At 70.4% G+C, this 25,656-nt stretch carries 22 protein-coding genes, 5 pseudogenes and 1 other annotated feature; of the genes and pseudogenes, 8 read left to right on the top strand and 19 right to left on the bottom strand.

The features are described from left to right. Nucleotides 1–8 precede the first annotated feature (8 nt). Nucleotides 9–646: pseudogene (locus CUC05_RS05255) on the bottom strand (IS3 family transposase); the annotation flags it as partial. Next, nucleotides 536–649, bottom strand: a sequence feature (AL1L pseudoknot). (Overlaps the previous pseudogene by 111 nt.) Before the next feature lie 62 nt (nt 650–711). Between CUC05_RS05255 and CUC05_RS05250 the strand changes: the two are divergent. Next, nucleotides 712–1,863 (top strand): annotated as a pseudogene (locus CUC05_RS05250) (IS30 family transposase); the annotation flags it as partial. A gap of 11 nt (nt 1,864–1,874) precedes the next feature. On the opposite strand, the pseudogene CUC05_RS05245 reads toward CUC05_RS05250, so the two are convergent. The 15 genes and pseudogenes from CUC05_RS05245 to CUC05_RS05175 form a co-directional block, all read right to left on the bottom strand. Beyond that, a pseudogene (locus CUC05_RS05245) lies at nt 1,875–2,186 on the bottom strand (transposase); the annotation flags it as partial. Between the two features lie 478 nt (nt 2,187–2,664). Further along, complete coding sequence (gene hypE, locus CUC05_RS05240; protein WP_108665038.1) at nt 2,665–3,732, bottom strand: hydrogenase expression/formation protein HypE; 1,068 nt, start codon at nt 3,730–3,732, stop codon at nt 2,665–2,667. A gap of 9 nt (nt 3,733–3,741) precedes the next feature. Next, nucleotides 3,742–4,860: a hydrogenase formation protein HypD gene (gene hypD, locus CUC05_RS05235; RefSeq protein WP_108665037.1), complete on the bottom strand. Its 1,119-nt coding sequence runs from the start codon at nt 4,858–4,860 to the stop codon at nt 3,742–3,744. After that, nucleotides 4,857–5,117, bottom strand: coding sequence for a HypC/HybG/HupF family hydrogenase formation chaperone (locus CUC05_RS05230; RefSeq protein WP_240606202.1), 261 nt, complete (start codon nt 5,115–5,117; stop codon nt 4,857–4,859). The genes hypD and CUC05_RS05230 overlap by 4 nt, the downstream gene beginning before the upstream one ends. A 47-nt stretch (nt 5,118–5,164) precedes the next feature. Then, a complete protein-coding gene (gene hypF / locus CUC05_RS05225; RefSeq protein WP_108665035.1) occupies nt 5,165–7,594 on the bottom strand; it encodes a carbamoyltransferase HypF in 2,430 nt (809 codons plus the stop codon). Then, on the bottom strand, nt 7,591–8,778 hold the full coding sequence (locus tag CUC05_RS05220) for an NHL repeat-containing protein (RefSeq protein WP_420810894.1): 1,188 nt from the start codon (nt 8,776–8,778) through the stop codon (nt 7,591–7,593). The genes hypF and CUC05_RS05220 overlap by 4 nt, the downstream gene beginning before the upstream one ends. A gap of 5 nt (nt 8,779–8,783) precedes the next feature. Beyond that, nucleotides 8,784–9,710: a NifU family protein gene (locus tag CUC05_RS05215; protein WP_108665034.1), complete on the bottom strand. Its 927-nt coding sequence runs from the start codon at nt 9,708–9,710 to the stop codon at nt 8,784–8,786. Then, a complete protein-coding gene (locus tag CUC05_RS05210; protein ID WP_205712140.1) occupies nt 9,707–11,035 on the bottom strand; it encodes a tetratricopeptide repeat protein in 1,329 nt (442 codons plus the stop codon). Before CUC05_RS05210 ends, CUC05_RS05215 begins: the two co-directional genes overlap by 4 nt. Then, nucleotides 11,032–11,268 carry an AP2 domain-containing protein gene (locus CUC05_RS05205; protein ID WP_108665390.1) on the bottom strand — a complete coding sequence of 79 codons (237 nt, stop codon included), beginning with the start codon at nt 11,266–11,268 and terminating at the stop codon, nt 11,032–11,034. The genes CUC05_RS05210 and CUC05_RS05205 overlap by 4 nt, the downstream gene beginning before the upstream one ends. Continuing rightward, nucleotides 11,268–11,774, bottom strand: coding sequence for a hydrogenase maturation protease (locus tag CUC05_RS05200; RefSeq protein ID WP_205712139.1), 507 nt, complete (start codon nt 11,772–11,774; stop codon nt 11,268–11,270). The genes CUC05_RS05205 and CUC05_RS05200 overlap by 1 nt, the downstream gene beginning before the upstream one ends. Nucleotides 11,775–11,824: 50 nt before the next feature. Then, nucleotides 11,825–13,432, bottom strand: a complete 1,608-nt coding sequence (locus tag CUC05_RS05195; RefSeq protein ID WP_108665033.1) for a nickel-dependent hydrogenase large subunit — start codon at nt 13,430–13,432, stop codon at nt 11,825–11,827. A gap of 25 nt (nt 13,433–13,457) precedes the next feature. Then, complete coding sequence (locus tag CUC05_RS05190) at nt 13,458–14,429, bottom strand: NADH-quinone oxidoreductase subunit B family protein (RefSeq protein WP_108665032.1); 972 nt, start codon at nt 14,427–14,429, stop codon at nt 13,458–13,460. 2 nt (nt 14,430–14,431) lie between these two features. Then, a complete protein-coding gene (gene hypB / locus CUC05_RS05185; protein WP_108665031.1) occupies nt 14,432–15,136 on the bottom strand; it encodes a hydrogenase nickel incorporation protein HypB in 705 nt (234 codons plus the stop codon). Next, entirely contained in the window at nt 15,133–15,501 is a 369-nt protein-coding gene (locus CUC05_RS05180) for a hydrogenase maturation nickel metallochaperone HypA/HybF (protein WP_108665030.1), read from the bottom strand. Before CUC05_RS05180 ends, hypB begins: the two co-directional genes overlap by 4 nt. A 22-nt stretch (nt 15,502–15,523) precedes the next feature. Further along, entirely contained in the window at nt 15,524–16,048 is a 525-nt protein-coding gene (locus CUC05_RS05175; RefSeq protein ID WP_157965222.1) for a DUF1641 domain-containing protein, read from the bottom strand. A 114-nt stretch (nt 16,049–16,162) separates the two neighbouring features. On the opposite strand from CUC05_RS05175, the gene CUC05_RS05170 reads away from it, so the two are divergent. Beyond that, nucleotides 16,163–17,221, top strand: coding sequence for a helix-turn-helix transcriptional regulator (locus tag CUC05_RS05170; protein ID WP_108665028.1), 1,059 nt, complete (start codon nt 16,163–16,165; stop codon nt 17,219–17,221). 28 nt (nt 17,222–17,249) lie between these two features. On the opposite strand, the gene CUC05_RS05165 is transcribed toward CUC05_RS05170, so the two are convergent. Then, the gene (locus CUC05_RS05165) at nt 17,250–18,062 is read right to left on the bottom strand and encodes a hypothetical protein (protein WP_108665027.1); all 813 of its coding nucleotides are present in this window, start codon (nt 18,060–18,062) and stop codon (nt 17,250–17,252) included. 117 nt (nt 18,063–18,179) lie between these two features. On the opposite strand from CUC05_RS05165, the gene rpe reads away from it, so the two are divergent. From rpe to CUC05_RS05145, 4 genes are read left to right on the top strand one after another with little or no spacing between them, the layout of a single operon-like run. Further along, nucleotides 18,180–18,884, top strand: a complete 705-nt coding sequence (gene rpe / locus CUC05_RS05160; RefSeq protein WP_108665026.1) for a ribulose-phosphate 3-epimerase — start codon at nt 18,180–18,182, stop codon at nt 18,882–18,884. Then, a complete protein-coding gene (locus tag CUC05_RS05155; protein ID WP_108665025.1) occupies nt 18,881–19,858 on the top strand; it encodes a fructose-bisphosphatase class II family protein in 978 nt (325 codons plus the stop codon). The genes rpe and CUC05_RS05155 overlap by 4 nt, the downstream gene beginning before the upstream one ends. 44 nt (nt 19,859–19,902) lie before the next feature. Next, the gene (locus CUC05_RS05150) at nt 19,903–20,556 is read left to right on the top strand and encodes a response regulator (RefSeq protein ID WP_108665024.1); all 654 of its coding nucleotides are present in this window, start codon (nt 19,903–19,905) and stop codon (nt 20,554–20,556) included. A 22-nt stretch (nt 20,557–20,578) separates the two neighbouring features. Then, nucleotides 20,579–21,811 (top strand): GAF domain-containing sensor histidine kinase, encoded by a 1,233-nt coding sequence (locus tag CUC05_RS05145; RefSeq protein WP_108665023.1) that lies wholly within the window; start codon nt 20,579–20,581, stop codon nt 21,809–21,811. 7 nt (nt 21,812–21,818) lie between these two features. On the opposite strand, the gene CUC05_RS05140 is transcribed toward CUC05_RS05145, so the two are convergent. Further along, nucleotides 21,819–22,958, bottom strand: coding sequence for a class I fructose-bisphosphate aldolase (locus CUC05_RS05140; protein ID WP_205712138.1), 1,140 nt, complete (start codon nt 22,956–22,958; stop codon nt 21,819–21,821). A 272-nt stretch (nt 22,959–23,230) separates the two neighbouring features. Here CUC05_RS05140 and CUC05_RS05135 point away from each other — a divergent pair, with 272 nt between their 5' ends. Then, a complete protein-coding gene (locus CUC05_RS05135; protein ID WP_157965221.1) occupies nt 23,231–23,545 on the top strand; it encodes a hypothetical protein in 315 nt (104 codons plus the stop codon). Between the two features lie 73 nt (nt 23,546–23,618). Continuing rightward, nucleotides 23,619–25,043: pseudogene (locus tag CUC05_RS05130) on the top strand (type IV secretory system conjugative DNA transfer family protein). Nucleotides 25,044–25,083: 40 nt separating this feature from the next. On the opposite strand, the pseudogene CUC05_RS26065 reads toward CUC05_RS05130, so the two are convergent. Continuing rightward, a pseudogene (locus CUC05_RS26065) lies at nt 25,084–25,524 on the bottom strand (class I fructose-bisphosphate aldolase); the annotation flags it as partial. Between the last annotated feature and the right edge of the window lie 132 nt (nt 25,525–25,656).

Raw genomic sequence — 25,656 nt, 5'->3', positions numbered from 1 at the left:
AGTTCGCCTTGCGACCCTGCATCGGCGTGTGTCACGAGGCCGACGAACCGGCCGGTCCCGCGGGAGCGTCGGGCCATCTCCAGCGCATCGAGGACCATGTCGGGCGCATGTGCGAGGCGACCCGCCACCCGACGATCCGTCGGGAGAACGCATCCACGATGAAGCACACGTACGCCATCCCCGACCGGGTCGGGACGTAGGTCAGGTCCGTGACCCACAGCAGGTTCGGCGCCGCCGCGGTGAAGTCGCGGTTGACCAGGTCCGGCGGCCTGGCCGCGTCCGGATCAGGTCGGGTCGTGAACACGCGTTTCCGCTGGCGGGAGACGCCGTGGATGTCGAGCTGGCGCATGAGCCGGGCGACCTGGTCGCGGCCGATGTCGTGGCCGGCCCGTCGTGCGGCACGCCACAGCTTGTCGGCCCCGTAGACCTTGCGGTTGGCGGTCCACAGCGCGAGCAGGACCGGCATCATGATCGCGTCGCGCACGGCCCGTGTTGAGGGCCGTTCCTCCCGCTGCTTGGCGGCGTAGTAGGTCGACGGGGCGATCGGCAGCACCCGGCTGATCGGCTCGATCCCGTACTCGTCCTTGTGGGCGTCGATGTAGTCGACCATCACCTGTGTGGGCGGTCGAGCTCCGCCGCGAGGAAAGCCGACCTGGGTTCAACCGGTCTGCGCAACACCCCCGTGAAGATGACCCCTGGAGGTGGTGTGCGATGGCGAAGCTGGGGAGGCCCGGCATGTCCGATGAGAAGCATGCGACGGTGTGGAAGATGTGGGGGTCGGGCAGCTCCTTCAGCGAGATCGCAGAGGCCGTCGGACACCCGCCGGGGTCGATCTACACGATCATCCGTCAGACCGGCGGCTACGTTCCGCCGCCACGTCGCCGTCGTCCCGGCACGCTGACGCTTGAGGATCGGGAGGAGATCTCCAGAGGTCTGGCCGCCGGGCAGTCGATCCGTCAGATTGCCCGCGATCTGGGGCGGCCCCCATCAACGATCAGTCGCGAGATCTCCAGAAACAACGGGCGTCGGCACTACCGTGCTGTCGACGCCGATGACCGGTCATGGCGGCGGGCCCGACGCCCCAAGCCCTGTCTGCTGAAACGTGACCCGCGCCTACGCGGCTACGTCGCTGATCGGCTCGCCGAGGACTGGTCGCCGGAGCAAATCGCCGGAACGCTTCGACGAGACTAGCCGCTCGGCGACGGCGTGGTGATCTCCCACGAAGCCATCTACAAGTCGCTGTTCGTCCGCTCCCGCGGCGTGCTGGACCACCAGCTGACGAAGCGGCTGCGCACACGGCGGCCCACCCGCCGCAACGTGCACAACACCACGACCGGGCAGTGGCGCTCCCAGATCAAGAACGCCGTGTCGATCCACGACCGGCCGGCGCACGTGGAGACCCGCGAGGAAGTAGGCCACTGGGAAGGTGACATGCTTCTCGGCCGCCACTGGACGCAGATCGCGACGCTGGTCGAGCGCACCAGCGGCTACACGATCTGCCTGGAGCTGGCGAGTCGGCACACCAGCGTCGTCGTCGACGCGATCATCAACCGGATCGGCAACGCGCCGGACGGACTGTTCAAGTCGCTGACCTGGGACCGCGGGATGGAACTCGCCGATCACCAGCGGCTCACCGAGGAGACCAGCGTCCCGGTCTTCTTCTGCGATTCCCGGTCACCCTGGCAGCGTGGCACGAACGAGAACACGAACGGTCTGCTGCGCCAGTACCTGCCGAAGGGTGAGTCGATGGCCGGCCTGACCCAGGCCGACTTCGACGCGATCGCGGCCAAGTTGAATCGCCGGCCCCGCAAGCGCCTCGAGTTCGCCACGCCCTCCGCTACCCTCGCAACCGTTGCGCTGACCCTTGAGTTCAGGGATGCGGACTTCAGGATCGCGTTGGCCCGCTTGCGCTCGCGATTCTCCTGCTCCAGCTGCGCGATCCGGCGCTGCTCCGCCGTGCTCTGTTCAGCGACGGTCGGAGTGGCGCCGTTGGTGATCTCGTCGTCGCGGACCCACTTGCGGACCGTCTCGCGGCCGTAGCCGAGCTGGTCGGCGACCCGGGTCACGGTGCCCTGCGTCGTGCCCAGCTCGGTCCGCAGCGCGCGCACCAGCCGGACGGCCTGGGCCTTCTCCTCAGGGGTGTACCGACGCGAGTTCGGCGACCCCGATGGACCTGTCGTGCTTATCGTGCTCCTCCTTGGAATCCAAGGTTAGGAGCCTCCACCGATCCCAGGGCGGCTCAGTGGCTGGTGGTCGCACCGGCGGGGTCGATCTGCAGCACGAGGTTGCCGCGGTCGTCGTAGTCATCGGTTGTGGTCAGGGCCGCGTCGAGTGTCCAGGTGTCGACAATGCGGACGTGGGTGACTACGGTACGGGCCTGTCGAGGTACTGCTGATCGAACTCGATGGGGGCCATCTTGCCGATCAAGTGGTGGATCGATCCAGTCGCGAGTGCGATGAGACGCTTGTGGCGCGTGACGAGGCCGTAGCGGGCGAGGTCCTTGTAGATCCCGGAGGCCGACAGGCACCGACGACGCGATGCTGCTGACCAAGACCATAGTCGGCTTGGGCAACGCCGTCTGGCGGCCGACGTGACCGAGGCGCAGGGCCGGCGGATCCGCGCGGTCCACAAGGCGCTCGGGCCCTGAGCCTCCAACGCCATCAGTCAACAGATCCGAGGAAGCTGCTCACCCAGTGGCAGGTCGACCACTCGGTTGGCACCGATTGCAGTTCGGGCCACGACGATCCCGTGGTGGTCATCCACCACATCCCCGATGATCGCCGCGCCGGCGCCCTCGGAGGTTCCGTGCATGGCAGCCAGGACGGCATCCGCCGCATCGGCTGCGACGAAAGCCACCAAGGTCCCCTCGTTGGCCACATGGATCGGATCGAGCCCGAGAAACGCACAGGCGCTCGCAACCTCGGGGGGGACCGGCACGGCTCGCTCCTGATAGGCCACACCCACGTCGGCGGTCAGCGCGAGCTCGCACAGGGAGGCCGCCATCCCGCCACGCGTGGCGTCACGGAGGCAGTGCACCGCCCCGGCGGGGGCCGCAGACAGCATCGACTGCACCATGCGCGTCAGCGGCCGCGTGTCCGAGCGGACCTCGGTGCCGAACGACAGTCCCTCGCGAACGCTCATCACAGCGACACCGTGCGCGCCGATCGGTCCGGACACGATGATCCGGTCGCCCGGACGGATATGGCCCGGCGCAAGTTCAACACCGTCGGGGACCAGTCCGAACCCCGCCGTCGTGACCGTCATCCCGTTGCCGTCCCCGGTATCGACGACCTTGGTGTCGCCCGTGACCAACGGAACCTGGGCGGCCCCGGCGGCCTTGCCCATGGATCGTGCGATCGCATCGAGCACGGCCAGCTCCAAACCCTCCTCGAGGATGAAGGCGGTCGACAGGGCCAGCGGGACCGCCCCCGACATCGCGATGTCGTTTACGGTGCCGTTGATGGCGAGCTCGCCGATGTTGCCGCCGGGGAAGAACAGCGGCTGCACCACGTAGCTGTCGGTGGAGAAGGCGAGTCGAGCGCCACCCACCATCACCGTTGCCGCATCGGTCGGGGTGGCGGTGGCGGCCGCCTCACCGAACGCCGGTAGGAACAGATGCTCGACCAGCTCGGCGGATAGCTTGCCGCCACCGCCGTGGCCGCTCACAATCCGCTCGTGGTCGCGTAGAGGCAAGGGACAGGACCAGTTCTCCAGATCCAGGTGGTCGCTCATAGAGGATCCTCAGCCAGCCACGACGGGCAAGGAGCGGGAATGCTCAAGCCTGCGGTACTGGTAGTAGGCGGCGCACGCGCCCTCCGAGGAGACCATCGTCGCACCCAAGGGGTTGCGCGGTGTGCACTCCTTGCCGAAGGCCTCGCACTCGTTCGGCTTCAGCAGACCCTGCAGCACCTCACCAGCACGGCACAGCGAGGACTCCTCGACGTCGATGTGTCCTACGTCGAAGCGGATCTCGGCGTCGACGTCCGCATACGCGGGGGACAGCTTCCACCCCGACTGTGGGATCATGCCGATGCCACGCCACCTCCGATCGGTCACCTCGAACACGTCGGCCAGCATCTGCTGCGCCGGCAGGTTGCCCTCGGCCCGGACGGCCCGCGGATAGCCGTTCTCGAGCTCCGCGCGCCCCTCCTCCAGCTGGATGAGCGTCCGACGGATCCCGTCCAGGACGTCCAGCGGCTCGAACCCCGTGACCACGATGGGCAGCTTGTAGCGGTCGACGATCGGGCCGTACTGATGGGTGCCCATCACCGAGCACACGTGCCCCGCGGCCAGGAACCCGTCGACACGGCTGGTGGGCGAGGAAGCGATCGCCTCGATCGCAGGGGGCACCAGCACATGGCTGACCAGCAACGACAGGTTCGTGAGGTTCCGCGACCGGGCCTGATGGGCGACCATGGCGTTACCGGGTGCGGTGGTCTCGAAGCCGATCGCGAAGAAGACCACCTGCTTGTCAGGGTTCTCCTCGGCGACCACCACGGCATCCATCGGCGAGTAGACGACGCGCACGTCGCCGCCGCGCGAACGGACCCCGAACAGGTCGGTGTGGCTACCCGGGACGCGCAGCATGTCGCCGAAGGAGCAGAAGATCACGTCAGGCCGTTCGGCGATCGCCAGCGCCTTGTCGATCGTCTCCAGCGGCGTGACGCAGACCGGGCAACCGGGCCCGTGGATCAGCTCCACCGCGTCGGGCAGCAGCTGGTCGATCCCGTTGCGGACGATCGAGTGCGTCTGCCCACCGCACACCTCCATGATCGCCCACCGGCGTGTGACCGTGGCGGCGATGTCGGCGAACAGCTTGTGCGCCAGGTCGGGGTCGCTGAACTCGTCCAGGTACTTCATGAGGTTCCTCCTCCTGCCTGCAGACCGATCTCGCGGCGGGTGCGCTTGTCGACGATGGCGATCTGGTCGGGCACACCCAGCTCCTCCTCCAGCAGCCCGATCTCATCGAACAGCTTCAGCGTCTGCAGCGCGGAATCCTCGTCCAGCATGGTGATGGCGAAGCCGGCGTGGATCACGGTGTACTCACCGATCTGCGCCTCGGGGACGTAGGCGAGGCAGCAGTCCTTGGTCACCCCGCCGAAATCGACGGTGGCCATCCGGGTTCCCCGCTCCTCCCTGATCTCGACGACCTTCCCTGGCACTCCTAGGCACATGGTGCGCCCCTCTCTTGTAGCGGTTGTCCGATGTTCTTAGCGGAGGCCGAGGCGATGGCGGCCTGCCCCAGCGCCAACCCGCCGTCGTTGGGCGGGACAACACGATGGCGGTGGGGCGTCAGGCCTACGTCCCGCAGGCGGTCGGTCGTCAGCGACAGCAGCAGGGCGTTGGCGAAGACCCCACCGGTGAGGCATACGTCCCGCACCCCGGTCCGGCGGGCCAGATCCTCGGCAACCGTGGACACCGCGTGCGCCACCGCCACGTGGAAGCCCAGGGCGATGGCGCCCACGGGCTCGCCGGCTCGCAGCGCCGCCACGATCGTGTGGACCAGGGTCGGTGCATGCAGCACGCCCGGCTCGCTCGCGTCTGCCTGCCCGACCCTTGCGTCCCACATCAGCGGCAGGATCAGCTCGGCAGTCCGGCCACCCCGGCGACGGTGGTCATCGGCGACGATCTCCAGCTCGATGGCCGCCTGCGCCTCGTAGGTGATGTCGTGACGGATCCCCAGCAGGGAGGAGACGGCGTCGAAGAGCCGTCCCATGCTGCTGGTCGGCACGGTGTTCACGCCCTGGTCGATCTGGGCTGCGATGACGGCGCGTTCGTCGACATCGGTGGCGACGACGGGGGCAAGGTCCGCAGCCCAGTCGAGGCCGGCAGCGCGAAGGTGCGACAGCGCGACCCGTCGTGGATGGCGGATCGCGGCGTCCCCTCCGGGTAGCGCCACCAGCGACAGGTGGGCAGCGCGCCGCGCGTCCTGCAGGGTCGCGATCAGGATCTCGCCGCCCCAGATCTGTGCAGACCCATCGGGCGCCCGCCCGAATCCGGTGCCATCGAAGGCCACCCCGATCACGGGCCCCGTGAGGCCGGACTCGACCATGAGGGCGGTGACGTGGGCGTGATGGTGCTGGATCGGCATGACCGGCACGCCGTCGGCGTGGCGCCGCGCCCAGGCATGGGCGGTGTGGTCGGGATGGGCATCGCAGGCGAGCACCCGCGGTCGGACCCGGTACATCGTCCGAGTCCGCTCGACGCTGCGCTGGAAGGCCTCCAGCGCCGGCAGGCTCCCCATGTCGCCGATGTGCTGGGACAACCAGGCCTGGGTGCCGTCGGTCAGGCAGACCGTCGACTTCAGCTGGCCCCCGAGGCCCAGCGCGGCAGCGCCCGGAGCAGGCAACCTGACCGCGGTGGGCACGAAGCCGCGTGAGCGTCGCAGGACGACGGGCTGCCCGTCGAGCACCCGCACCACCGAGTCGTCGCACGGTACGGCGATCGGGCGGTCGTGGGCGAGGAAGGCGTCGGCGATGTCCCCCAGCCGGCGCCGGGCGTCGCTGTCGTCGGTGCAGATCGGTTCCTCGCTCAGGTTCCCGCTGGTCATCACCAGCACGGCCGGCGGTGCCGACGCGATGCCGGGGACGGGTTCCAGCAGCAGCCGGTGCAGCGGGTTCGACGCCAGCATCACGCCGATCAGCGGGTTGCCCGGGGCGACCTGCCCGGCCGCGATGCGGGCTGCGGCGGCCGCATTGTCCCGCCGACGGAGCAGGACGATCGGGGCAGCCGGCCCTGACAGGGCCTCTGCCTCGACGTCATCGACGTGCGCGATCGACCGGGCATCGTCCAGGTCGCGCACCAGCAGCGCGAAGGGCTTCCCCGGCCGTTGCTTGCGCTGACGCAGGCGCGCCACAACGGCGGTGTCGTCGGCACGACAGGCCAGGTGGTAGCCACCGATGCCCTTGACCGCCACGATCCGTCCCTGCCGCAGAGCCGACTGCGCCGCCGCCAACGCGGCGTCGGTAAGCGCGCGGCCACGACCGCCCTGGCCATCGAACCACAGCCCGGGCCCGCACTCGTGGCAGGCGATGGGCTGGGCGTGGAAGCGCCGGTCGGACGGGTCGTGGTACTCCTCGGTGCACGGCCCGCACAGGTCGAAGTCGGCCATCGTGGTGGCGGGACGGTCGTACGGCAGGGACCGGATGATGGTGAAGCGGGGGCCGCAGTCGGTACAGGTGATGAAGGGGTGGCGGTAGCGACGATCCCGGGGATCGTGCAGCTCGTCGAGGCAGGCCCGACAGGTCGTGGTGTCCGGCGGTGCGCCCGCGGTCCGGCGCTGCCCGTCACCGGCGTCGCTGAGGCCGATCGTGAAGCCCTCCGGCGATGGCCGGTCGCCCGGCGGCGTCGTCTCCTCGCAGACGTCGGCGATCACCGCGAGGGCGGGGGCGTCGGTGACCAGCCGGCGTCGGAAGTCGGTGATCGCCCCGCTGGGGCCGGACAGCTCGATCAGCACGCCTTCGCTGTCGTTGCGGACGCTGCCGGCAAGGCCCAGCGAGGTCGCCAGGCGGTGCACGTGCGGCCTGAACCCCACACCCTGCACCGTGCCCCGAACCCGAAGGCGGACATGGGCAGCGACCGCCTGGCCCTTCACGGGAGCGACTCCCACACCATGACACGGTTATTGCCGGAGTCCGCCACGGCCAGCCGGTCCCCGCGCAGGTGCACGCCGTAGGGCCAGCACAGCGTGTCGTCGCGCACCTGGTCCCAGCGGTTCTCACCGTTGGCGGCGAAGTCGGGCTGTGCCAGGACGTGGTCCGGCGCTTGTTGGGTGTGTCGTGGGACGGAGTCCCACACCAGTAGCCGGTTGTTGGCGGTGTCGGCGACGACCAGGCGGTCCCCGTCCACGCTGATCGCGTAGGGGAAGCGGTGGCCGATCGCGCGCTGCGGACCGTACGGCCACTCCGTCGCTGTGGTCATCGCGTCCTGGCCCAGCACCAGGTCGGCGGGTCCATCGCCGTCGGGCACGGGCGCCCATCCGAGCACGCGGTGGTTGCCCGCGTCGGCGACCAGCAGCAGGTGATCGGTTCCGGCGATGTCATGTGGCCAGCGGAAGGAGTCGGCGGTGGGGTCCCCGCCCCGGTTCTCGTCCCGGGCGGTCCAGGCGGCCTGTCCCAGCAGGATGTCGGGGCCTCGCGTGGACCCGGGCTCGGGGGGGCCGCCACTCCAGCCGAGCACACGTCGGTTGCCGGTGTCGGCGACCCAGAACACCCCGCCGACGAGGCCCAGTCCGTAGGGCCAGTACATCGAGTCCGGACCGCACGAGTCCTCGCCGCGGTTGGGCTGCACGCTCTGCAGGTCGGTCTGGCCGATCACGCCGTCGGGTGGGGCGTCGTGCGCGGTCGGCAGCGTGGACCAGACCAGGATCCTGTGATGCCACGCGTCGGCGACGAACAGTGCGCCGTCGTGGACGAGGACCCCGGTCGGCAGGTGCACTCCCTTGCTCGGGCCGCGCCCCCCGGCGGCCGGACCCTCGGCGGTCGGAGCGGGTTGGCACAGGATCACGTCGGCTTCGGCCTCGTCGGAGCTCGGAAGCCCGTGCCAGATCAAGATGCGGTGGTTGCCGCTGTCGGCAACGACCAGCACGTCGTCGTCGAACCACACACCTCGGGGGGCGTACAGGTGCGCGGCGGTCGGGTGGGCCGCGGGCAGCGACAGCCCTCCGACAGCGGGAGCCCCCACGCGCACGGTTGGCCGCCAGGAACCAGCCGCGGCCGTGCCTGACGTGGCGATCAACGCCGGTCGGCTGTGCGCCAGCGGCGCGCGGATCTCCGCCACCTCAGTCACGAACCCGGCCGGAGCCAGACGTGGACCCCCTCGACCCGGCTGGGGATCGGGCTGAGCGCCGATCCGGGCTCGGTCAGCCCGGCCCCGGTCGCGACGTCGAAGCGGTAGCCGTGGTGGGCGCAGATGACCTTGCCTGCCCCGACATCGGCATCCTCCAGGGACAGACCCAGATGACCGCACTGGTTGCGGTAAGCCGCGACGACGCCACCATCTTGGACCACGAGGATCTCCCCGAGATCGGTCCTCGCGATGGTGGCTCCGGGGTCGCCGATCTCCAGGAGCCCAGGTCCGCGAACCCATCCCGCCTCCGACCCGGCCTCGCGGACGGGTGCCCCTGGCCCGTCGGACGTCGCAGGCCCGCTAGGCTGCGGTCGCCGGGTGAGGGACTCCGGGCTGATCAGGTTCACCGCCTGCTCGGTCACTACCTCGATTCCGCCGATCTCGGGGACACCTTCGACCAGCGCCACCTGCACGGCGTTGGTCAGCGTCTGCGCTGACATCGAGCAGCCGTTGCAGGCGCCCTCCAGCCTGACCCGGGCGACGCCATCATCGGTGATCTCGACCAGGCTCACCCCGCCGCCGTGGCTCTCCAGGTAAGGCCGCACCCCTGCCAGGGCCCGTTCGGCCTGCACATGCACAGGCGGGCGCAGGATCCCGTGCAACCCGAGCGTCGCCCTGACCAGGTCGTCATCGACCAGCTCCATCAACAGCTCTCGTCCGCGGTCGTCGTCCTTCAGGCGTCGGACGACGCGGCGCAGCGCCTCGCCGTGGAACGCCTCCAGCGAGGCCTTGACCTCCTTGGCCACGGCACGCGCGTCGTGGTCCAGCCCCGACAGGGCTGCCATCGCGGCGTCGACCCGGCCGGCGAGCCGCGTCAGCGTCGGCTGATCGGCGGCCACCTCCCGCTCGGTCGTCGTGCTCACGGCTGCGGGATCTCCTCGGTCGGGTAACGGCTCGCCGACGCGCCGGCCTCGGGCTTTGGCGGCAGCGCACCGATGTATCCGGCACGCTTCCCATCCCGCGCGACCTGGCGGGCGATCTCCCCCAGCACCTCGCGGACGGTGGCCACCCCGTCGTAGTCGCCGATCTGGTCGAAGATGACCCGGGCCTCGTGCAGGCGCGCGGTCGCCTGATCGAACATGCCCAGGTGAGCCAGCGCGTTGCCCTGGTTCGCTGCCGCCCTGGCGTAGGCCGCAGGGTCGGCGTCGGCGTCGCGTTCGGCCAGAACCTCCTCGTACAACTCCACGGCCTCCACCAGGTTGTCCCCTTGGACCTGCGACGGCAGGTACACCAGCGCGTTGGCCAGGTTCAGCCGCACCGACGCGACCTGCGCCGAGTGGCGCTCCGGGTCGAGGATCTCCAGTGCCTTGCGCAGCGACCGGACCGCGATGCCGACCCGCAGCTGATCGCTGGCCTCGAGCATCGGCATCGTCAGGTAGGCCGTCGCGAGGTTGGTGTGGGCTTGGGCGAACAGCTCCGGCGCGACCCTCGGATCGGCGAGGCGGAGCGCACCCTGGTAGTGCCTGACCGCGGCGCCCAGGGCGTCCCGGTTCTCGCCCGCCAGCTCCTGCACCACCATCCCCGCGGCGAGGTGCAGCTCGGCCTGCGCCAGACGGAGGTCGCTGGCCTCCAGCAGCCGCAGTCCCTCCTCGTAGCGCTGCAGGACGCGGCCAGCCGCGGCACCTGCGTCCTGCATTGCGCCGGCCAGCGCACCGAGCAACTGGCCGGTCAGCGCCTCGCTCTCGGGCCGCGCGGCCTCAACGGCCGACTCCAGCGCAAGGACCGCGTGACCGTGCTCGTGGGCCGCGGTCGCTGCGGCGGCCACCGCCGCGTGCGCCAACGCGGCCACGACACCGTCGAGGCCGGAGGGATCCGGCACCTCGTCGGACAGCCCCAGCGAGAAGGCGACCAACCGGACGTGGGCTGCCAGGTCCCCGTCCAGCCCCGCCAGCCGCGACAGCAGGTTCGGGTCTCCCGTCAGGACCAGTCGGTTGACCGTCCCAACGGGTGAGTCATCCCCGTCGAGGCTGGCCGCTGCCGCCGCGAGATCACCGGAGAGCGCCAGGCGCAGGGTCTCGAGGGCCGGCGGCCAGCTGGTGGGGATCTGTCCACGGCACAGTCCGGCCAGGACCTCGTGATGCGCGGGGTCGAGATCCGGCAGGACCAGGTAGCCGGCGGGCAGCGGGAGCACACCCAGGGGCTGCGGTCGTGCGATCGTGCTGCTGGTCGAGGTCGTCATCGTGCTCATGTCGTTGCTGGTCCCTCCGTCGGGGGCCGCTGGTTGCCCGGGGTCAACACGTCCCGGTTGGATGCGCGTTCGATCCATGTGGCCGCGATCCGGGCGAGGTGCTCGGTGCGGTGCTGGCCGATGCGACGCCGCACCACGCCGTCGGGGAACAGCACCGTCAGGTACACGACCCACTGGCCGTCCTCCCGCTCGACCGACGCCGTGGCCAGGTCGGCCGGTTCCGCGGTCGCCATCACCGACACGGCAGCACGGCGGGGTCGGGCTGGGACCAATCGCTGCCCAGCACGTCGTCGATGATCCGCTGCTTGACGATGTCCAGGCCGCGTCGTGCGGGCTCCGACAGCGGATCCCCCAGCCCCACCGAGACGGCCTCCACCAGAAGGACGGTGATATCCGTCGGATACTCGTCCTTCAGCAGCCAGCGCGCGAACGCCAGTGCGTGATCCCACCTGAACAGGTGGGTGTGGAGCCCCTCAAGCGGCGGCAGGTCCTCCAGCGCCTGGCCGGGAACCTCGAAGACGGTGCCGGGTTCGGCACCGGTCGCCGCGGCGTCGATCACGATCACCCGACGGACGCCGCGCATCTTGAAGGCGACGTCCATCCCAGCGGTCCCTCCGTCGACCAGCTCCACGCCTCCGGGGGTGATCGCGAGTCCGCCGAGCCCCTCCCACAGCTCGCGGATCACGATCGGGCCGACGCCGTCGTCACCTCGAAGCAGGTTGCCGCAGCCGACGACCAAGGTGTCGGTCGTCGACTGCGGCGGCGGGTGGGGGGCCAGGATCCTCGTCCTCAGCCGTTGCCGTTGATGACGAAGCGGGACAGCTCCTTGCCCGTCTTGCCGTCGTAGGCGTGCACCGTGCAGACCAGGCAGCTGTCGAAGCTCCGGGCGACGTGCCCGAGCTCCACCGGGTCGTCCTGGTCGACGATCGGTGCGCCGACGAGGGCCTGCTCGATGGGGCCGAGCGTGGCCTCTCCGTCGCGTGGGCCGATGTTCCAGGCGGTCGGGGTGACGACCTGGTAGTTCGCGATCTTGTTGTCCTCGATCACGATCCAGTCCGACAGCGCACCGCGCGCTGCCTCGGTCGAACCGAAGCCGCGCCCCTCGGCGTGCTCCACCGGCTTGGTGTAGAAGGATTCGCCGAGCTCCAGCTCGTCCAGCCACTGCCGGGTCCACTTGTAGTACTTCGGGCCCTCGTGCATCCGTGCGAGCTGCCGGGTCATGACCGACGGCCCGATCGTGTTCATGATATCCAGGAACAGCGGGTCGTCGTCCTGGTGCGCTCCCGCGCCGGGTGCGGCCGCCGCCATCCGTCGGGCCAGCGGGCCCGCCTCCAGCGGGATGTAGCCCTTGCCCTCGACGTTGTACCGGGGCGACTTCGCCCACGAGTACTTGCCCTGCTTCCTGGCCTCGACCGGGTCGAGCGGGATCGTCTGCCCCTCCCAGGGGTGCAGCACGCCGCTGCCCTGGAAGAAGCTGTGGGTGACGTCCTCACCGACGCGAAGATGGTCGAAGGTGTGGAACTCGCCGCCGGCGTAGACCCCCGATCGGTTGATCAGCGCATCGTTGCGAGCGTCGATGGTCGGGGTGGTGTACAGCTCGGGCTGGAAGTAGGTGCCGGTCGCGATGTAGTTGCCGCAGCCCTGTCCGTAGGTGTCCAGGCCGACGTCCATGCAGAAGCGGATGAAGAAGCCGCAGTCGGAGTTGTAGTGCGCCTCAGACTCCTCCAGCCATGCCAGGACGTCGTTCCACGTCTTGTTCTCCAGCCACCGGTCGATGGAGCAGCCGAGCCACTCGGCCTCCAACCAGTTGTCCTTCCAGTGCTCCAGGATCGCGATGGAGCGCGTGACGTCGGCCAGGTTCGGCGCGCACATGACCCCGCCGGGAATCATGAACGAGCTGTGCGGCCACTGGCCGCCGAAGATCGCGTAGACCTCCACCGGCTTGTTCGAGAGCGTCACGCCCTTCTGGTAGGCCGTGCCGACGTAGGGTGCGAAGCGCCTGACGGCCTCGTCGTACAGCGAGGACTTGGCGTAGTTCTTGTTCACCAGGTCGATCGCGAACAGCGCGTAGAAGTAGCGCGGGATAGACTGCAGCGTCTCGCATGCCTGAGCGATGTTGCGCACCCGCGTGGCGTTCGGGGGGACGTGGGTCGCCCAGGCGGTGTCCAGCGCGTAGCAGGACTTGTACAGGTGACTGCCACCGCAGATCCCGCAGATGCGGGGTGTGACGACCAGGCCGGCCTGCGGGTCCTTGCCGCGCAGGATGATCTCGAAGCCACGGAACATCGCGGCCTCGGTCCACGCCGAGGTGACGTGGCCGTCCTCGATGGTGACGCGGACGTCCAGGTCGCCCTCGACGCGGCCCAGCGGGCTGACGTGCAGATCTAGCGTGCTCATGCTCTTGGTTCCTTCCGGTCCGTCCTCAGACGACGAACATGTCTTCCTTGGACCACTGCGGCGCGGCGATCCGCGCTGCAGCTGCGTGGGCCATGTAGGTCAGGTGATCGGTCCCCTCCGGCACCTCGCGCGGGACGACGCCGCTGATCTTCTGCGTCTTGAACACCGTCCCAGGCGCGAGGTCGAAGTGCGGGAACTCCGGCTCCGTACAGCCGATGCAGGGCATGCCCGCACGGGTCTTGGAGGATTGCCGGTTCCACAGGATCCGGTTGCAGGGTGAGTGCGTCATCGGCCCGCGGCACCCGAACTCGTAGAACAGGCAGCCTGTCCGGGTGCCCTCGCCGAACGAGGCCGTGTCCTGCTTGTACTCGAAGAACTGCACCCGGGTGCAGCCGGTCTGGGTGAAGGTCTTGAAGAACGTCTCAGGACGATGCAGCTCGTCCAGCGAGAGGTCGCCGGCGCGACCGGTGGCCAGGGCGACCAGGATCTGCGTGATCCAGTCCGGGTGTGCCGGGCAGCCCGGGATGTTGATCACCGGCAGGCCCGCCTTGGAGACGAAGTCGCCGCCCAGGTAGCCGCCCTTGGCCCGCTTGTGGAACTGCAGGCCGGTGGAGTCGGTCGGGTTGGGGTCGGTCGCCGGGATGCCACCCCAGCAGGCGCAGTCACCGATCGCGACGACGATCGACGCCGCGGCGGCCAGCTCGTCGACCCAGTCCTTCATGGGACGGTCGGCGAACGTCTGCATCATGCCGGTGCCGTTCGGCCCCTCGATGACGGTGCCCTCGAAGACGAAGATGTCCATGTCCCGCGCACCGCTGGCGCAGTCGGCGAAGATCTTCTTGGCTTGGTCGCCGAGCTCCATGCCCAGCGACGGATGCCAGATGAGGTCAAGCCCGAAGTCGACGATCAGATCGACAACAGACGGCTCCTCAGCGTTGAGGAACGACATCGTGTTGCCGCTGCACGCCCCTCCTTGGAACCAGAGGACGGATGCCACGGTCAGCTCCCTTCTTGTCGCGTCGCAGCGGCGGCTCGCCGCAGCAGGTCTTGCAGTCCCTCACCTGTGAAGGAGGAGGTCTCGATGACGGTCGCCCTCGGTGCGACCCGTCGGATGGCGTCGTGAGCGGCCGCGCGGTCGAACCGGCACGGCTCGGCGAGGTCGATCTTGCTGATCACGACCACATCGGCCCCGGCGAAGGCCGCCGGGTACTTCAGCGGCTTGTCCTCGCCCTCGCTGACGCTGAGCAGCACCCAGCGCTCGGTCTCGCCGAGGTCGAAGCCAGCCGGGCAGACGAGGTTGCCGACGTTCTCCAGCAGCAGCACGTCCAGGTCGTCCAGCGGCGCACCCTGCTCGACCGCGAGACGATCGAGGTGGGCGTCGATCATGTCCGCCTCCAGGTGGCACATCCCCTCTGTCACGATCTGCAGCACGGGAGCGCCGCTGGCGGCCAGCCGCCGTGCGTCGTTGTCGGTCGCGCAATCACCGACCAGCGCAGCTGCACCAAGGCCGACCGTGCCCAGCTCGCGGAGCAGCGCGGTGAGGAGGGTGGTCTTCCCGCTGCCGGGGGAGCTGAGGATGTTGATCGCCACGGTTCTCGCCGCGACAAAGCGCTGCCGGAGCCGCATCGCTACGTCGTCGTTGGCGGCCAGAACCTTCCGCTCGAGGGCCACCTCGCGGGCGTCGACATCGGCCCGGGCGCTCATAGCGTAGCCCCGGCGGGAACGCTGTCGGTCAGCACGACACCGCGGATCATCAGATCGGTGCCGCTGAGGAAGTCGGCGCTGGGGGTGCCGCACTCGACGCAGACGAATCCCTCGAAACCGACCGCCCGGGCGACGTTACCGCAGGGCTGGCAGCGGATCGTCACATCGACCGACGTGATCTCCAGATCGGCGTCGGCCAGCGGGGTGTCCTGGCGGACGAAGGTCCAGCCGTAGGCGAGCGCGTCGGTGACGATCCCCGACAGCCGGCCCACGTCGAGGCGGACCGTGCGGACCTGCGCGGTCTGGTCACCGAGCTGGTCGGTCACCTCTCGCGCGACGGCGCTGGCGATGGAGAGTTCGTGCATGGTCGTCTACGCCGTCCTGCGGCTACAGGCGCGTCGACAGCGCGCGGGCGACATTGATGAGGAAGTCGAGTCCCCTCGCGACGTCGGGATCCTTCAGCACGCGCAACGCCGACCTGATGCCCGTGATCTCCGGCTCGCCGTCCCGTGCGGCGGCACGACCTTCGACCAGCGCCTCGGCGGCCATCGACAGCACCTCGACCACCTGCGGGCGGAGCATGCGCGACTCGAGCAGGTGCTCGATGTCCCCCGCGTGGCCCATGACGTGTCGACCGAAGGCCATGGCTTGCCTGGCCTCGTCGATGTCCACGCCGGCGCCCGCGGATGCATCGCGGAGCATGTGCACGCCGTCTGCCAACGAGTCGGCCAGCGTGTCGCCGCGGTTGAGCAGGCCCTGCGCGCCCATGGCCAGGACCGCCAACGCCTCGACGTTGTCCAGCAGCAACCCCAACGATGCGGCGACCGCAGGATCGTTGAGCCGGTCGGTCAACGCATCTATCGGCTGCCGCTCTGACGAATCCGAGCGCACCAACGAAGACTCAGTGCTCACCACGCCCTCCTTCCGTTGGACCAACCACGCTGGCTGGCCCGTCTGTAGTCGCAAACTAGTTCAGTTGGGTAAGCTTGAAAAGACGTTTGACGTACAGTTGGGACGATTAGCGCAATGGGCTTCCAACACCTGCAGAAGATCAAGATCGCGAAGACGGCACACCCCGTTCGCCCCCTGGCCCCGCGGCGTGGCCTGCCGAACGGGTTCGTCCGCTACCTCGTCGCCGACCACGGCGATGACCCAGCCGCCCTTGGGCACTCGCTCGCCACCCTGTTCGGGGGGTGTCGCTTCGATGCCGCGACCGATGTGCCGGGCCACAGCGCGGGCCTGTACCTCGCGGAGATGACCTGGGTGAAGGTGGCCTACCTCGAGGTCGACCGGCCCTGGGTCCTGCGTGCGACTCGGCTGCCCAAGGATGCCCAGCTGGTCATCGTGCCCACCGACGGGACGGTCCTGGTCCGCAGCGGGACCACCTCGACCTGGCTGGACTCGACGACCGCCGGGTTCCCCGCCCGTCGTCGGCCCGTGCGGGTCGAGTCCGACGGGGCAGGGCCGCTGATGATCCTGTCCCTGGAGGTGCACGGCCTGCGGCGGGGCCTCGACGCGTTGCTGGGGCGGACCTTCGTCGACGAGGTGGTCTTCGACGAGAAGATGAACCTGACCGAGCTGTCCGCAGAGCGCTGGCAGTCGGCGCTGGCGTTGTTGCACGGTGAGATCGCGCTCCTGGAACCGGGGGCCGAGGTGCCGGTCGAGGCGCAGCCGCTCGAGTCACTGGTGCTGACCACGATCCTGGTGACCCACCAGTCGAGCTGCACCGTCGAGCTGCTGCGCATGCCGGGGGTCCGCCGCAACCGCGTGGCGCGGCGCGCCGTCGACCACATCGAGGCACACCTCGACGAACCGATCTCCATGGCAGACATCGCCCGTGCCGCAGGCGTCTCGGTACGGGCGGTCCAGAGCACCTTCAGGGATCTGCTGGACACCACACCGATGAACTACGTCAGGGACCGACGACTCGAGGCCGCCCGCGAGGACCTTCTGCGCTACGGACCTGGCGACGGGGTCACCATCGCGATGGTGGCCAGCGACTGGGGGTTCAGCAACGCGGGACGCTTCGCCACGGCCTACCGCCAGCGGTTCGGTGAACCCCCCTCGGCGACCTTCCGCCGCTAGAGCCGCGGTGGGCGCCGCAGACCCTGCGTCAGTGCCCGGTCGCCAGCGTCCGCAACGATCCGGCCGTCGTGGCCGCGTCCACGATCATCGCCGCGTCGTCGATCCGTCCCTTGGCGATCTCCACGGCGATGGAGGTCTGGTCCTCGCGGTGCGCCATCAGCCAGTCCAGCAGGAGGTGCTCCAGCGCCCCGGCGGCGCGCGGGTCGTCGCCCGCCACACCCGTGATGTCCTTCAGCGCCTCGCGGTGGGCATCGAGCGTCGCCTTGCGGTCCACCCCCGACGAATCGCCCAGGAGCATCCCCAGCGTCGCCGGAAGCCGACGACCGTCCTGGGTGCGCACGATCCACCGTCGGCCCGACCAGGGGGCACCCGCCACGGGATCGGACATCTCGGCGAGGCCCGCCACCACGCCCAGGCCCGGCTCATCCACCTGCCCGGACAGGGGCGCGGAGGGCACACGTCCTCGCACCACGCGGATGCGATGGCCGATGATGGTGGCGGTGCCGCAGATCTGGCCGCCACGGACGTCGGCGACCACCCCGACCGTGAGGAGGCCAGCCCGGTACTCGCCGACCAACCGGTCGATAGCGGCCTCCAGACGGTCCAGCCGATCGCTCTGTGCCGGATCGAGCGCCCCGGCCGAACCGCCGAGGAGGACACCGAGCTCGCCCATCACCGTGATGAGCATCTGGTCGAGCGCATCCAGGTGCTGACGCAGCAGCGCCCCCGCGGGACGAAGGGGGTCGGCGAGCACCTGGGGCAGCCCGACCGTGCGCGCAGCATCGATCCAGACGAACCCGTCGACCGAGTCCGCCGCCGGCTCGACGAAGGGTGGCAGCATCGCTGCGGGAGCCTACGAGCCGGCCGGTGGGCACACAAGGGAAGCGCGTCGTGGTTCACCCCCGGTTCCCCACCTCGGGGGGACGCCCGCGCGTGGACCGCCCCATACGGTGAGATCATGACCGCGGCACGAATCAGGATCGCCCCTTCCGTCCTCAACGCGGACTTCGGCCGGCTGACCGAGGAGGTCCTCGCGCTGGAGGCAGCGGGAGCCGATGCGATCCACTGGGATGTGATGGACGGCAGGTTCGTCCCCAACCTCACGATCGGACCGGACGTCATCGCGTCGGTGCGTCCGCACACGTCCCTGCCCTTCGAGGCGCACCTGATGGTGGACGAACCGGCCGGCAGCCTGCACCGGTGGGTCGAGGCGGGCTGTGCTCTCGTGACCGTCCACGCCGAGGCCTGCACCCATCTGCACCGCACGCTCGGGGCCATCGCCGATCTCGACGCTCGCGTCGGTGTGGCGCTGAACCCCGGGACGCCCCCGCAGGCCGTCTCGCAGGTTCTGGGCCTGCTGGACCATGTGCTGGTGATGACGGTGAACCCGGGCTACGGCGGTCAGCGCTATCTCGCGGAGATGGAAGCCAAGACGAGCCACCTGCGCCGCGAGCTCGACCGCAGCGACCGAACCATCAGGCTGGAGGTGGACGGCGGCATCTCGGCCGAGACGATCATGCGTGCGCGAGGGGCCGGCGCACGGTCCTTCGTGGCCGGCAGCGCGATCATCCGCCATCCCGACGGCTACACGGCAGGGATCGCCGAGCTCCGTCAGGCCGCAGGCGAGGGCACATCGGCGCCCGAGGATGTGGCCGCCGCATGAGAACCGTCAGCCTCGACCCGCCCAACGTCCAGGAGGTGGCCATCGACACCGTCGTCCCCCACCTGCTGCGAGCGACCCAGCACGCGGCCCTGGCCTGCCAGCCGTGGATCGGACGGGGGGATGCGAACGCCGCGGACCAGGCCGCGGTCAGCGCCCTGCGACAGGCGTTCGCGCAGCTGCCGGGGACTGCGACGGTCGTCATCGGCGAAGGCGAGAAGGACGACGCCCCGATGCTGTACCGGGGGGAGGTCGTCGGTCTCGGGGGGGCACCCGCGGTCGACCTGGCGATCGACCCCCTCGAGAACACCAAGGCGTGCGCCCGGGACACCGACGGGGCGATCACCGTCGTCGCGGCCGCACCGTCGGGCACCCTGTGGGGGTCGGGGGAGGCCTGGTACATGGACAAGCTCGTCGTCGGCCCGGCGGCGCGGGACGTGATCGACATCTCCCGCCCGGTGGAGGAGAACCTGGCGGTGATCGCCACGGCGACGGGCAAGGCGGTGCACGAGCTGCGAACGGTGGTCCTGGACAAGGCGCGGCACGTCGAGCTGATCTCGAGGATCCGTGCCACGGGTGCCGCCGTGTCCCTGATCCCCGACGGCGACGTCGCCGGCGCGCTGGAGGTGCTGGCGCCGGACGGGCGGGCCGATGCCCTCATGGGCGTGGGAGGTGCACCGGAGGGCGTCATCACGGCCTGCGCGGTCCGGGTGCTCGGCGGGGGGATGCAGGCGCGGCTCGCACCCCAGAGCGACGTCGAGCGCGACCGTCTGATCGACGCCGGCCACAGCCCGGGGGCGCCGATGACCTTGGAGGACATCGTCACGACGGACCAGTGCTGCATGGTCGTCACGAGCGTCACCTGGGGCTCGCTCCAGCGACACCCGCTGCGGGTGCCAGGCGGATGGCGGACCCGATCCTTCGTGGCCTCACCCCTGCATCCGCGCCTTGTCGTGGACGCGGTCCACACCGGATGAGGACGTTGCAGCGGCCCGCGAGCCGCCCGTAGAGTCACGCCGCCATGGCCGAGCCGATACGCCTGCTGCTCGTCGACGACCACCAGATGGTCATCGACGGGCTCAAGGCCATGCTCAGCCGCCACGACGAGGTCGCCATCGTCGGCGAGGCCAGCAGCCGGGACGAGGCGCTGGTCGCGCTCCAGGAGACCACCCCCGACATCGTCCTGCTCGACGTGCGGCTGCGAGGCGAGAGCGGCCTGGACCTGGCTGCCGAGATGCGGGGGGTCAGCCCCGAGTGCCGCATCGTCTTCCTGACGGTCTACGACGACGAGCAGTACCTGTTCCAGGCGCTGCGGACCGGTGCGTCGGGTTTCCTACTGAAGCGCGTCGACGCCGACGAGCTGCTGCGGCACCTGGCCCACGTGCAGGAGGGCGAGATCGTGATCGACCCGACGTTGGCCGGTCGGGTCGCTGCCTCGGCGGCACGGATCCACCGCGGGGAGTTCTGGCCGGGGGCGCACCTGGGCCTGACGCAGCGCGAGAGCGAGGTGCTGGCGCTCGTGGTCAGCGGGCGCTCGAACCGGGCGGTGGGCGCGACGCTGCACATCACCGAGGAGACCGTCAAGAGCCACACCCGCTCCGTCTACCGCAAGATGGGCGTCGCCGACCGAACCGAAGCCGTCGCAATGGCGCTGCGGGAAGGCCTGTTCCATTGACGCTCATGCCGAGCACGGTCCGATGCCGGACCTGAGCCAGGGCAGCGGCTGGACCATCCCGCCGGGTGGACTGGGCATGGCCGACGCCGAGCGCGAACGCACCCTGCTCCAGCGGATCATCGACGTCATCACCGCAGGTCTGGACATGGGCGCGCTGGTCCAACGCGTCGCCGGGGTCATCACCGAGGCGACCGCGACCGACGTGTGCTTCGTCCACCTGCTGGACGCCGAGCGACAGCGCCTGACCCTGGTCGGTGCGACCCCGCCCTTCGACCGGCATGTCGGCACCATCGAGCTCGCGGTCGGTGACGGCGTCGCCGGATGGGTCGCCAAGCACGGCCGGCCGGTCCTGATCGCCGAGGACAAGCGCGCGGACCCGCGGTACCGGTACATCCCGGAACTGCGTGGGGACGACTACACGTCACTGGTGTCGGTCCCCATGATCGCCGGCCCGGAGCGCCTGGTCGGCGTGCTCAACGTCCACAGCACCATGCGTCGGGACTTCAGCGAGTCCGAGCTGCAGTTGCTGCGGACGATCGCCAACCTGATGGCCGGCGCGATCGACAACGCCAGCCTGCACCGCTCCCTGGCCCGCCGTGAGCGCGCCAGGGAGCGGTTCGCCGAGCGCCTACTGGCCGTGCAGGAGTCGGAGCGCCGTCGGCTGGCAGGCGACATCCACGACGGCATCAGCCAGCGTCTGGTCGGCCTGTCCTTCCACCTGTCCGCGGCCGCGGACGCCCTGACCGGCGGCGGGCCAGTCGACCCGGTGTTCGCAGGTCAGCAGGTGCTGGCGGCACGGGCCCTCGCCGCCGCAGCTCTGGACGAGACTCGTGTGGCGATCGCAGGCCTGCGGCCGACCGTCCTCGACGACCTCGGCCTGGCGGCGGGGCTGGAGAGCCTGGCGCGGACCCTGCCCGGCGTCGACGTGGAGCTGGCGATCGATGAGCAGGTCGAACTCGCCGACCACCAGGAGATCGCGGTGTACCGCATCGCCCAGGAGGCGCTGCAGAACATCATGAAGCACGCCGAGGCGGACCACGTCTGGCTGACGTTGTCCGCAACGGGCTCAGCCGTCGAGCTGGAGGTCCGGGACGACGGGCGCGGCTTCCGCTCCGATGGCGCCGACGGCGCCGGTGAGCGGGCCAGCTACGGGCTGTCGGGCATGCGGGAGCGAGCCGACCTGATCGACGCCGACCTGCAGATCCGCTCCGCCGAGGGCAAGGGCACCATCGTCCTGGTCACGATCCCCGGCTGACGGCGGGTCAGCGTGCCCCTGCGAGCGCGCCCTCCGCCTCCATCACGGGGTCGTAGGACCCGGTCGAGGCGGCCCCGTTGCAGGCGGCGCGGTGCACGAGCTGTCGCTGGGCAGCCACGACGTTCTCGGACTGGCCCGACCAGATGGTCAGCACCGTCTCCTGCAGCGCCCGGGAGTAGGAGAACGACAGCGTCCACGGGGTACCGGCCTCGGCCGCGGCACGGCTGATCGCGTCCAGTCGCACCGTCGCGTCGCCCGCCGACTGGCCGCCGGACAGGAACACTACCCCCGGCACGGAGACGGGGACGGTGCGTCGCAGCATCCGCAGCGTGGCCTCCGCCACCTCCACCGGTGACGGCTGCTCAGTGCTGGACTGGCCGGGGACCGCCATGTTCACCTTGAGCAGGGTTCCCGCCAGGTCCACCCCCTGGACGAACAACGCGCCGTAGAGGGCATGCAGGATCCGGGTCGACGCGTCCTCGACCGCGGCCAGTCCGTGGGCGCCGCTCATCAACACCTCCGGCTCGACCATGGGCACGACGCCCGCCTCCTGGCACAGCGCCGCGTACTGGGCCATGGCGGTCACGTTCGCCGCCAGGCATGCGTCCGAGGGTCCCCTGTCGACGCGGAACGTCGCGCGCCACTTGGCGAAGCGGACGCCCAGCTCGACGTACTCGGCCAACCTGGTGCGCAAGCCGTCCAGGCCCTTGGTGATCGTCTCACCCGACCGGCCGGCGAGGGGGGCGGTCCCCGTGTCCACCTTGACCCCGGGCATGATCCCGCGGCTGGCCAGGAGGGTCGCGAACGGCGTCCCGTCGTCGGCCTGCTGACGCAGGGTCTCGTCGTAGAGGATCACACCGCTGACGTGCGCCGACAGCCCGTCGGCGGCCAGGAGCATCTGCCGGTAGGCGCGGCGGCCCTCCGGACCGGTCGAGGCCCCGAACGCGGCCAGGCGTGCGTCGGCGGTTGAGTTGCTCTCGTCAGCAGCCAGGATCCCCTTGCCCGGCGCCACCAGCTCGGCCGCGGTCTGCCGGACCCGCCCCGGACCGCGCGGGTCGGAGGGCAACGCGGAATCCATCGACCGCAGCTGGAGCTCCAGCTCGCCCAGGTCGATGTGCGGCGGGATGTCGGGGGTGGGGGAGGGCATCGGGGGTCCTTCGTGCAGTTCGGTCGGGTCGTGGAGCAATCGTCCTCCCGAAGTGCGTCGCGATGCCTCCCCCCTGGGGCTGACCTGCGGGAGGAGATCGGACCGGCGGTGCCCATGGGGCCCACCCAGGCCCCCCACGGGGGGAGGTGACCGGGATCCGATGAACCAGGCACCCGCGCCCGCCGGCTGACCGGCCGGCGACGTTCAGCCCGTTCGAGCTGGTCGTCCTCGTCCTCATCGCCGCCTGGGCCACCGTCGGCCTGCTCGTGTGGTTGACCGGCTGGCTCCTCACCGCCGGCCAGCTGGACACCAGCCCCGCCGGTGCCGCCAGCGTGGCCGTGCAGCTGCTCGCCAACTCCGCCGACCCCGCGGCCGCATGGCCGGAGGTCGACCGCGTCCGGCTGCCCGGCCCGATCGTCTTCTACGGCCCGCTGCTCGGCCTGCTGCTCGTCCCGACCACGATCGGGTCAGTCCTCTCTGGGTGCGCTGGCGCGAACGGCGGAACCGAAGGCCAGAGGACGCGGCCTGGGCGACCCGGCGTGACCTCGCGCCGCTGCGGGTGCGGCAACTGGTCGGAAACCGGCTGACCCTCGGCCACGGGCACCCGCGCGGTGGGCTGCTGGCCGCCGAGCCGTCCCGGTCGATCCTCGTCCTCGGCCCATCCCGCCGGGCAAGACCACCGGCCTTGCCATCCCCGCGATCCTCGAATGGGACGGGCCGGTCATCGCGACCTCCGTCAAGACCGACCTGGTCCGCGACACCGCCGGCTGGCGCGCCAGCCGCGGCGGCGTCCAGTTGTACGACCCGACCGGCGCCACCGGGCTGCCCGCCACCAGCTGGTCACCGCTCGCCGCGTGTGCCAGTTGGATGGGTGCCGTCCGGACCGCACACGCGATGTCAGCGACGGTCAAGGCGACCGGCACCGCCGGCGGGCTGACCGACGGAGACTTCTGGTACGCCTCGGCAGCCAAGCTCCTCGCCCCGCTGTTGCTCGCCGCCGCCGCCAACGACCTGCCGATCGCCACCGTCGTCGCCTGGCTCAACACCCAGGAGGAACGGCACGTCCATACCCTCCTCGCGGCAGCCGGCGTGCCCGAGGCCATCAACGCCTTTGCGGCCTCCACCGGGAGGGCGGACAACCAGAAGTCCTCGATCTACACCACGGCCGAGACCGTCCTCGCCGCCTACGAGGACCCCACCGTCGCCGCCTCCGCCGTCACCTCCGGCATCGACCCCGACCGGCTTCTCGACGGCGACAACACCCTGTACCTGTGCGCGCCACGCGAGGACCAGAAGCGGCTGCGGCCGCTGTTCGTCGGGCTGCTCCACCAGGCGATCACCGCCGCCAACCGGCGGGCCGAGTAGCACAGCGGCACCTTCGACCGGCCCCTGCTCATCGTGCTGGACGAAGCCGCCAACATCGCGCCGCTACCCGACCTGGACGAGCTCGCCTCCACCGCCATGGGCCTCGGGATCACACTGGTCACCATCTGGCAGGACCTCGCCCAGATCCGCACCCGCTACGGCCCCCGCGCGGCCACCATCGTCAACAACCACGCCGGCATGAGGGCGATGGGTACATCCTCGTCCTGCGATGCACGCGCGACCTCGACGCCCTCTCCTCCACGAGCGACCCGCTCGGCCGGCACACACCGCCCGAACGGCCCGACGACCGGCGGCCACCCGGCCCCCAAGCCGCTCATGGCCACCCACGCGATCCGCAGCCTCCCCGAAGGCGGGGCGGTCGGGATCTACCAGCACCTCGCGCCGTTCCAGGTCCAGCTCCGGCCCCACTACGCCACACGCCACCTCCGCGACCGCGCCGCCCTGCCAGTTGCTGGCGGGACGCCCTCGACTGCCGCCGCCGAGGGTGCGAGCCGGGTGACGGCGACGACGTGTTGGACCTTACCGATGTCGCCGCCCCGCCCGTCGCGCCGACGCCGGGCCGCGTCGTCGTGCCGACGCTCGGGGACGTGCAGGAGCGAGCTGCCGAGGTGCTGGCGATCGCCGACCGGTACGACGCCAGGGACGTCCGCGTCTTCGGGTCGGTCGCCGCAGACAGCGCCGTGGCCGGCTCGAACCTGAACCTCCTCGTCGACATCCCACCGACTCGTCGGCTGCTGGTGGCTCGCCACTTCGCGAAGCGTGCACCCAGGGCGGTGTAGTTGGCCAGTCGGGTACGAAGTCCGTCAAGCCCCTTGGTCACCGTTTCGCCGGGTTGGCGGGCCAGTGGCACGATGCCGGTGTCGACCTTGATGCCAGGCAGGACCCCTGCTGCTGACAGAAACGAGGGGAACGGGGTCCCGTCATCGGCGGTCTGCCTGATCGTCTCGTCGTACAGGATCACACCGCTGATGTGGGCGCCGAGATCGGCGGTGCCCAACAGCACCTGACGGTAGGCCCGTCGGCCGGCGGGTCCGGTGGCGGCCCCCACCGCAGCCAGGCGCTTGTCGGCGGTCCCATCGCTCTCGTCGGCGGCCAGGATGCCCTTCCCGGGCGCCACCAGCCGTTGCGCGATCTCGCGGACCTGCCGGGCGTCGCGCAGCGGAGGGATCACCCCGTCCATGCTGCGCAGCTGGCGTTCCAACCGTCCCAGGTCGGGTCCGTCGTCGGTGGTGGTGGCCGGCAGGGTCGTCATCGGTCGTTCCTTCGGGTCAGAGGGGCCGTGCCCGGCATGCTCGACCGCGGGTCCGTGAGC

Origin of the sequence: Euzebya rosea, from assembly GCF_003073135.1 — a bacterium.
Lineage (GTDB): Bacteria > Actinomycetota > Nitriliruptoria > Euzebyales > Euzebyaceae > Euzebya > Euzebya rosea.
This window is presented reverse-complemented; position numbering and strand designations above follow the sequence as displayed.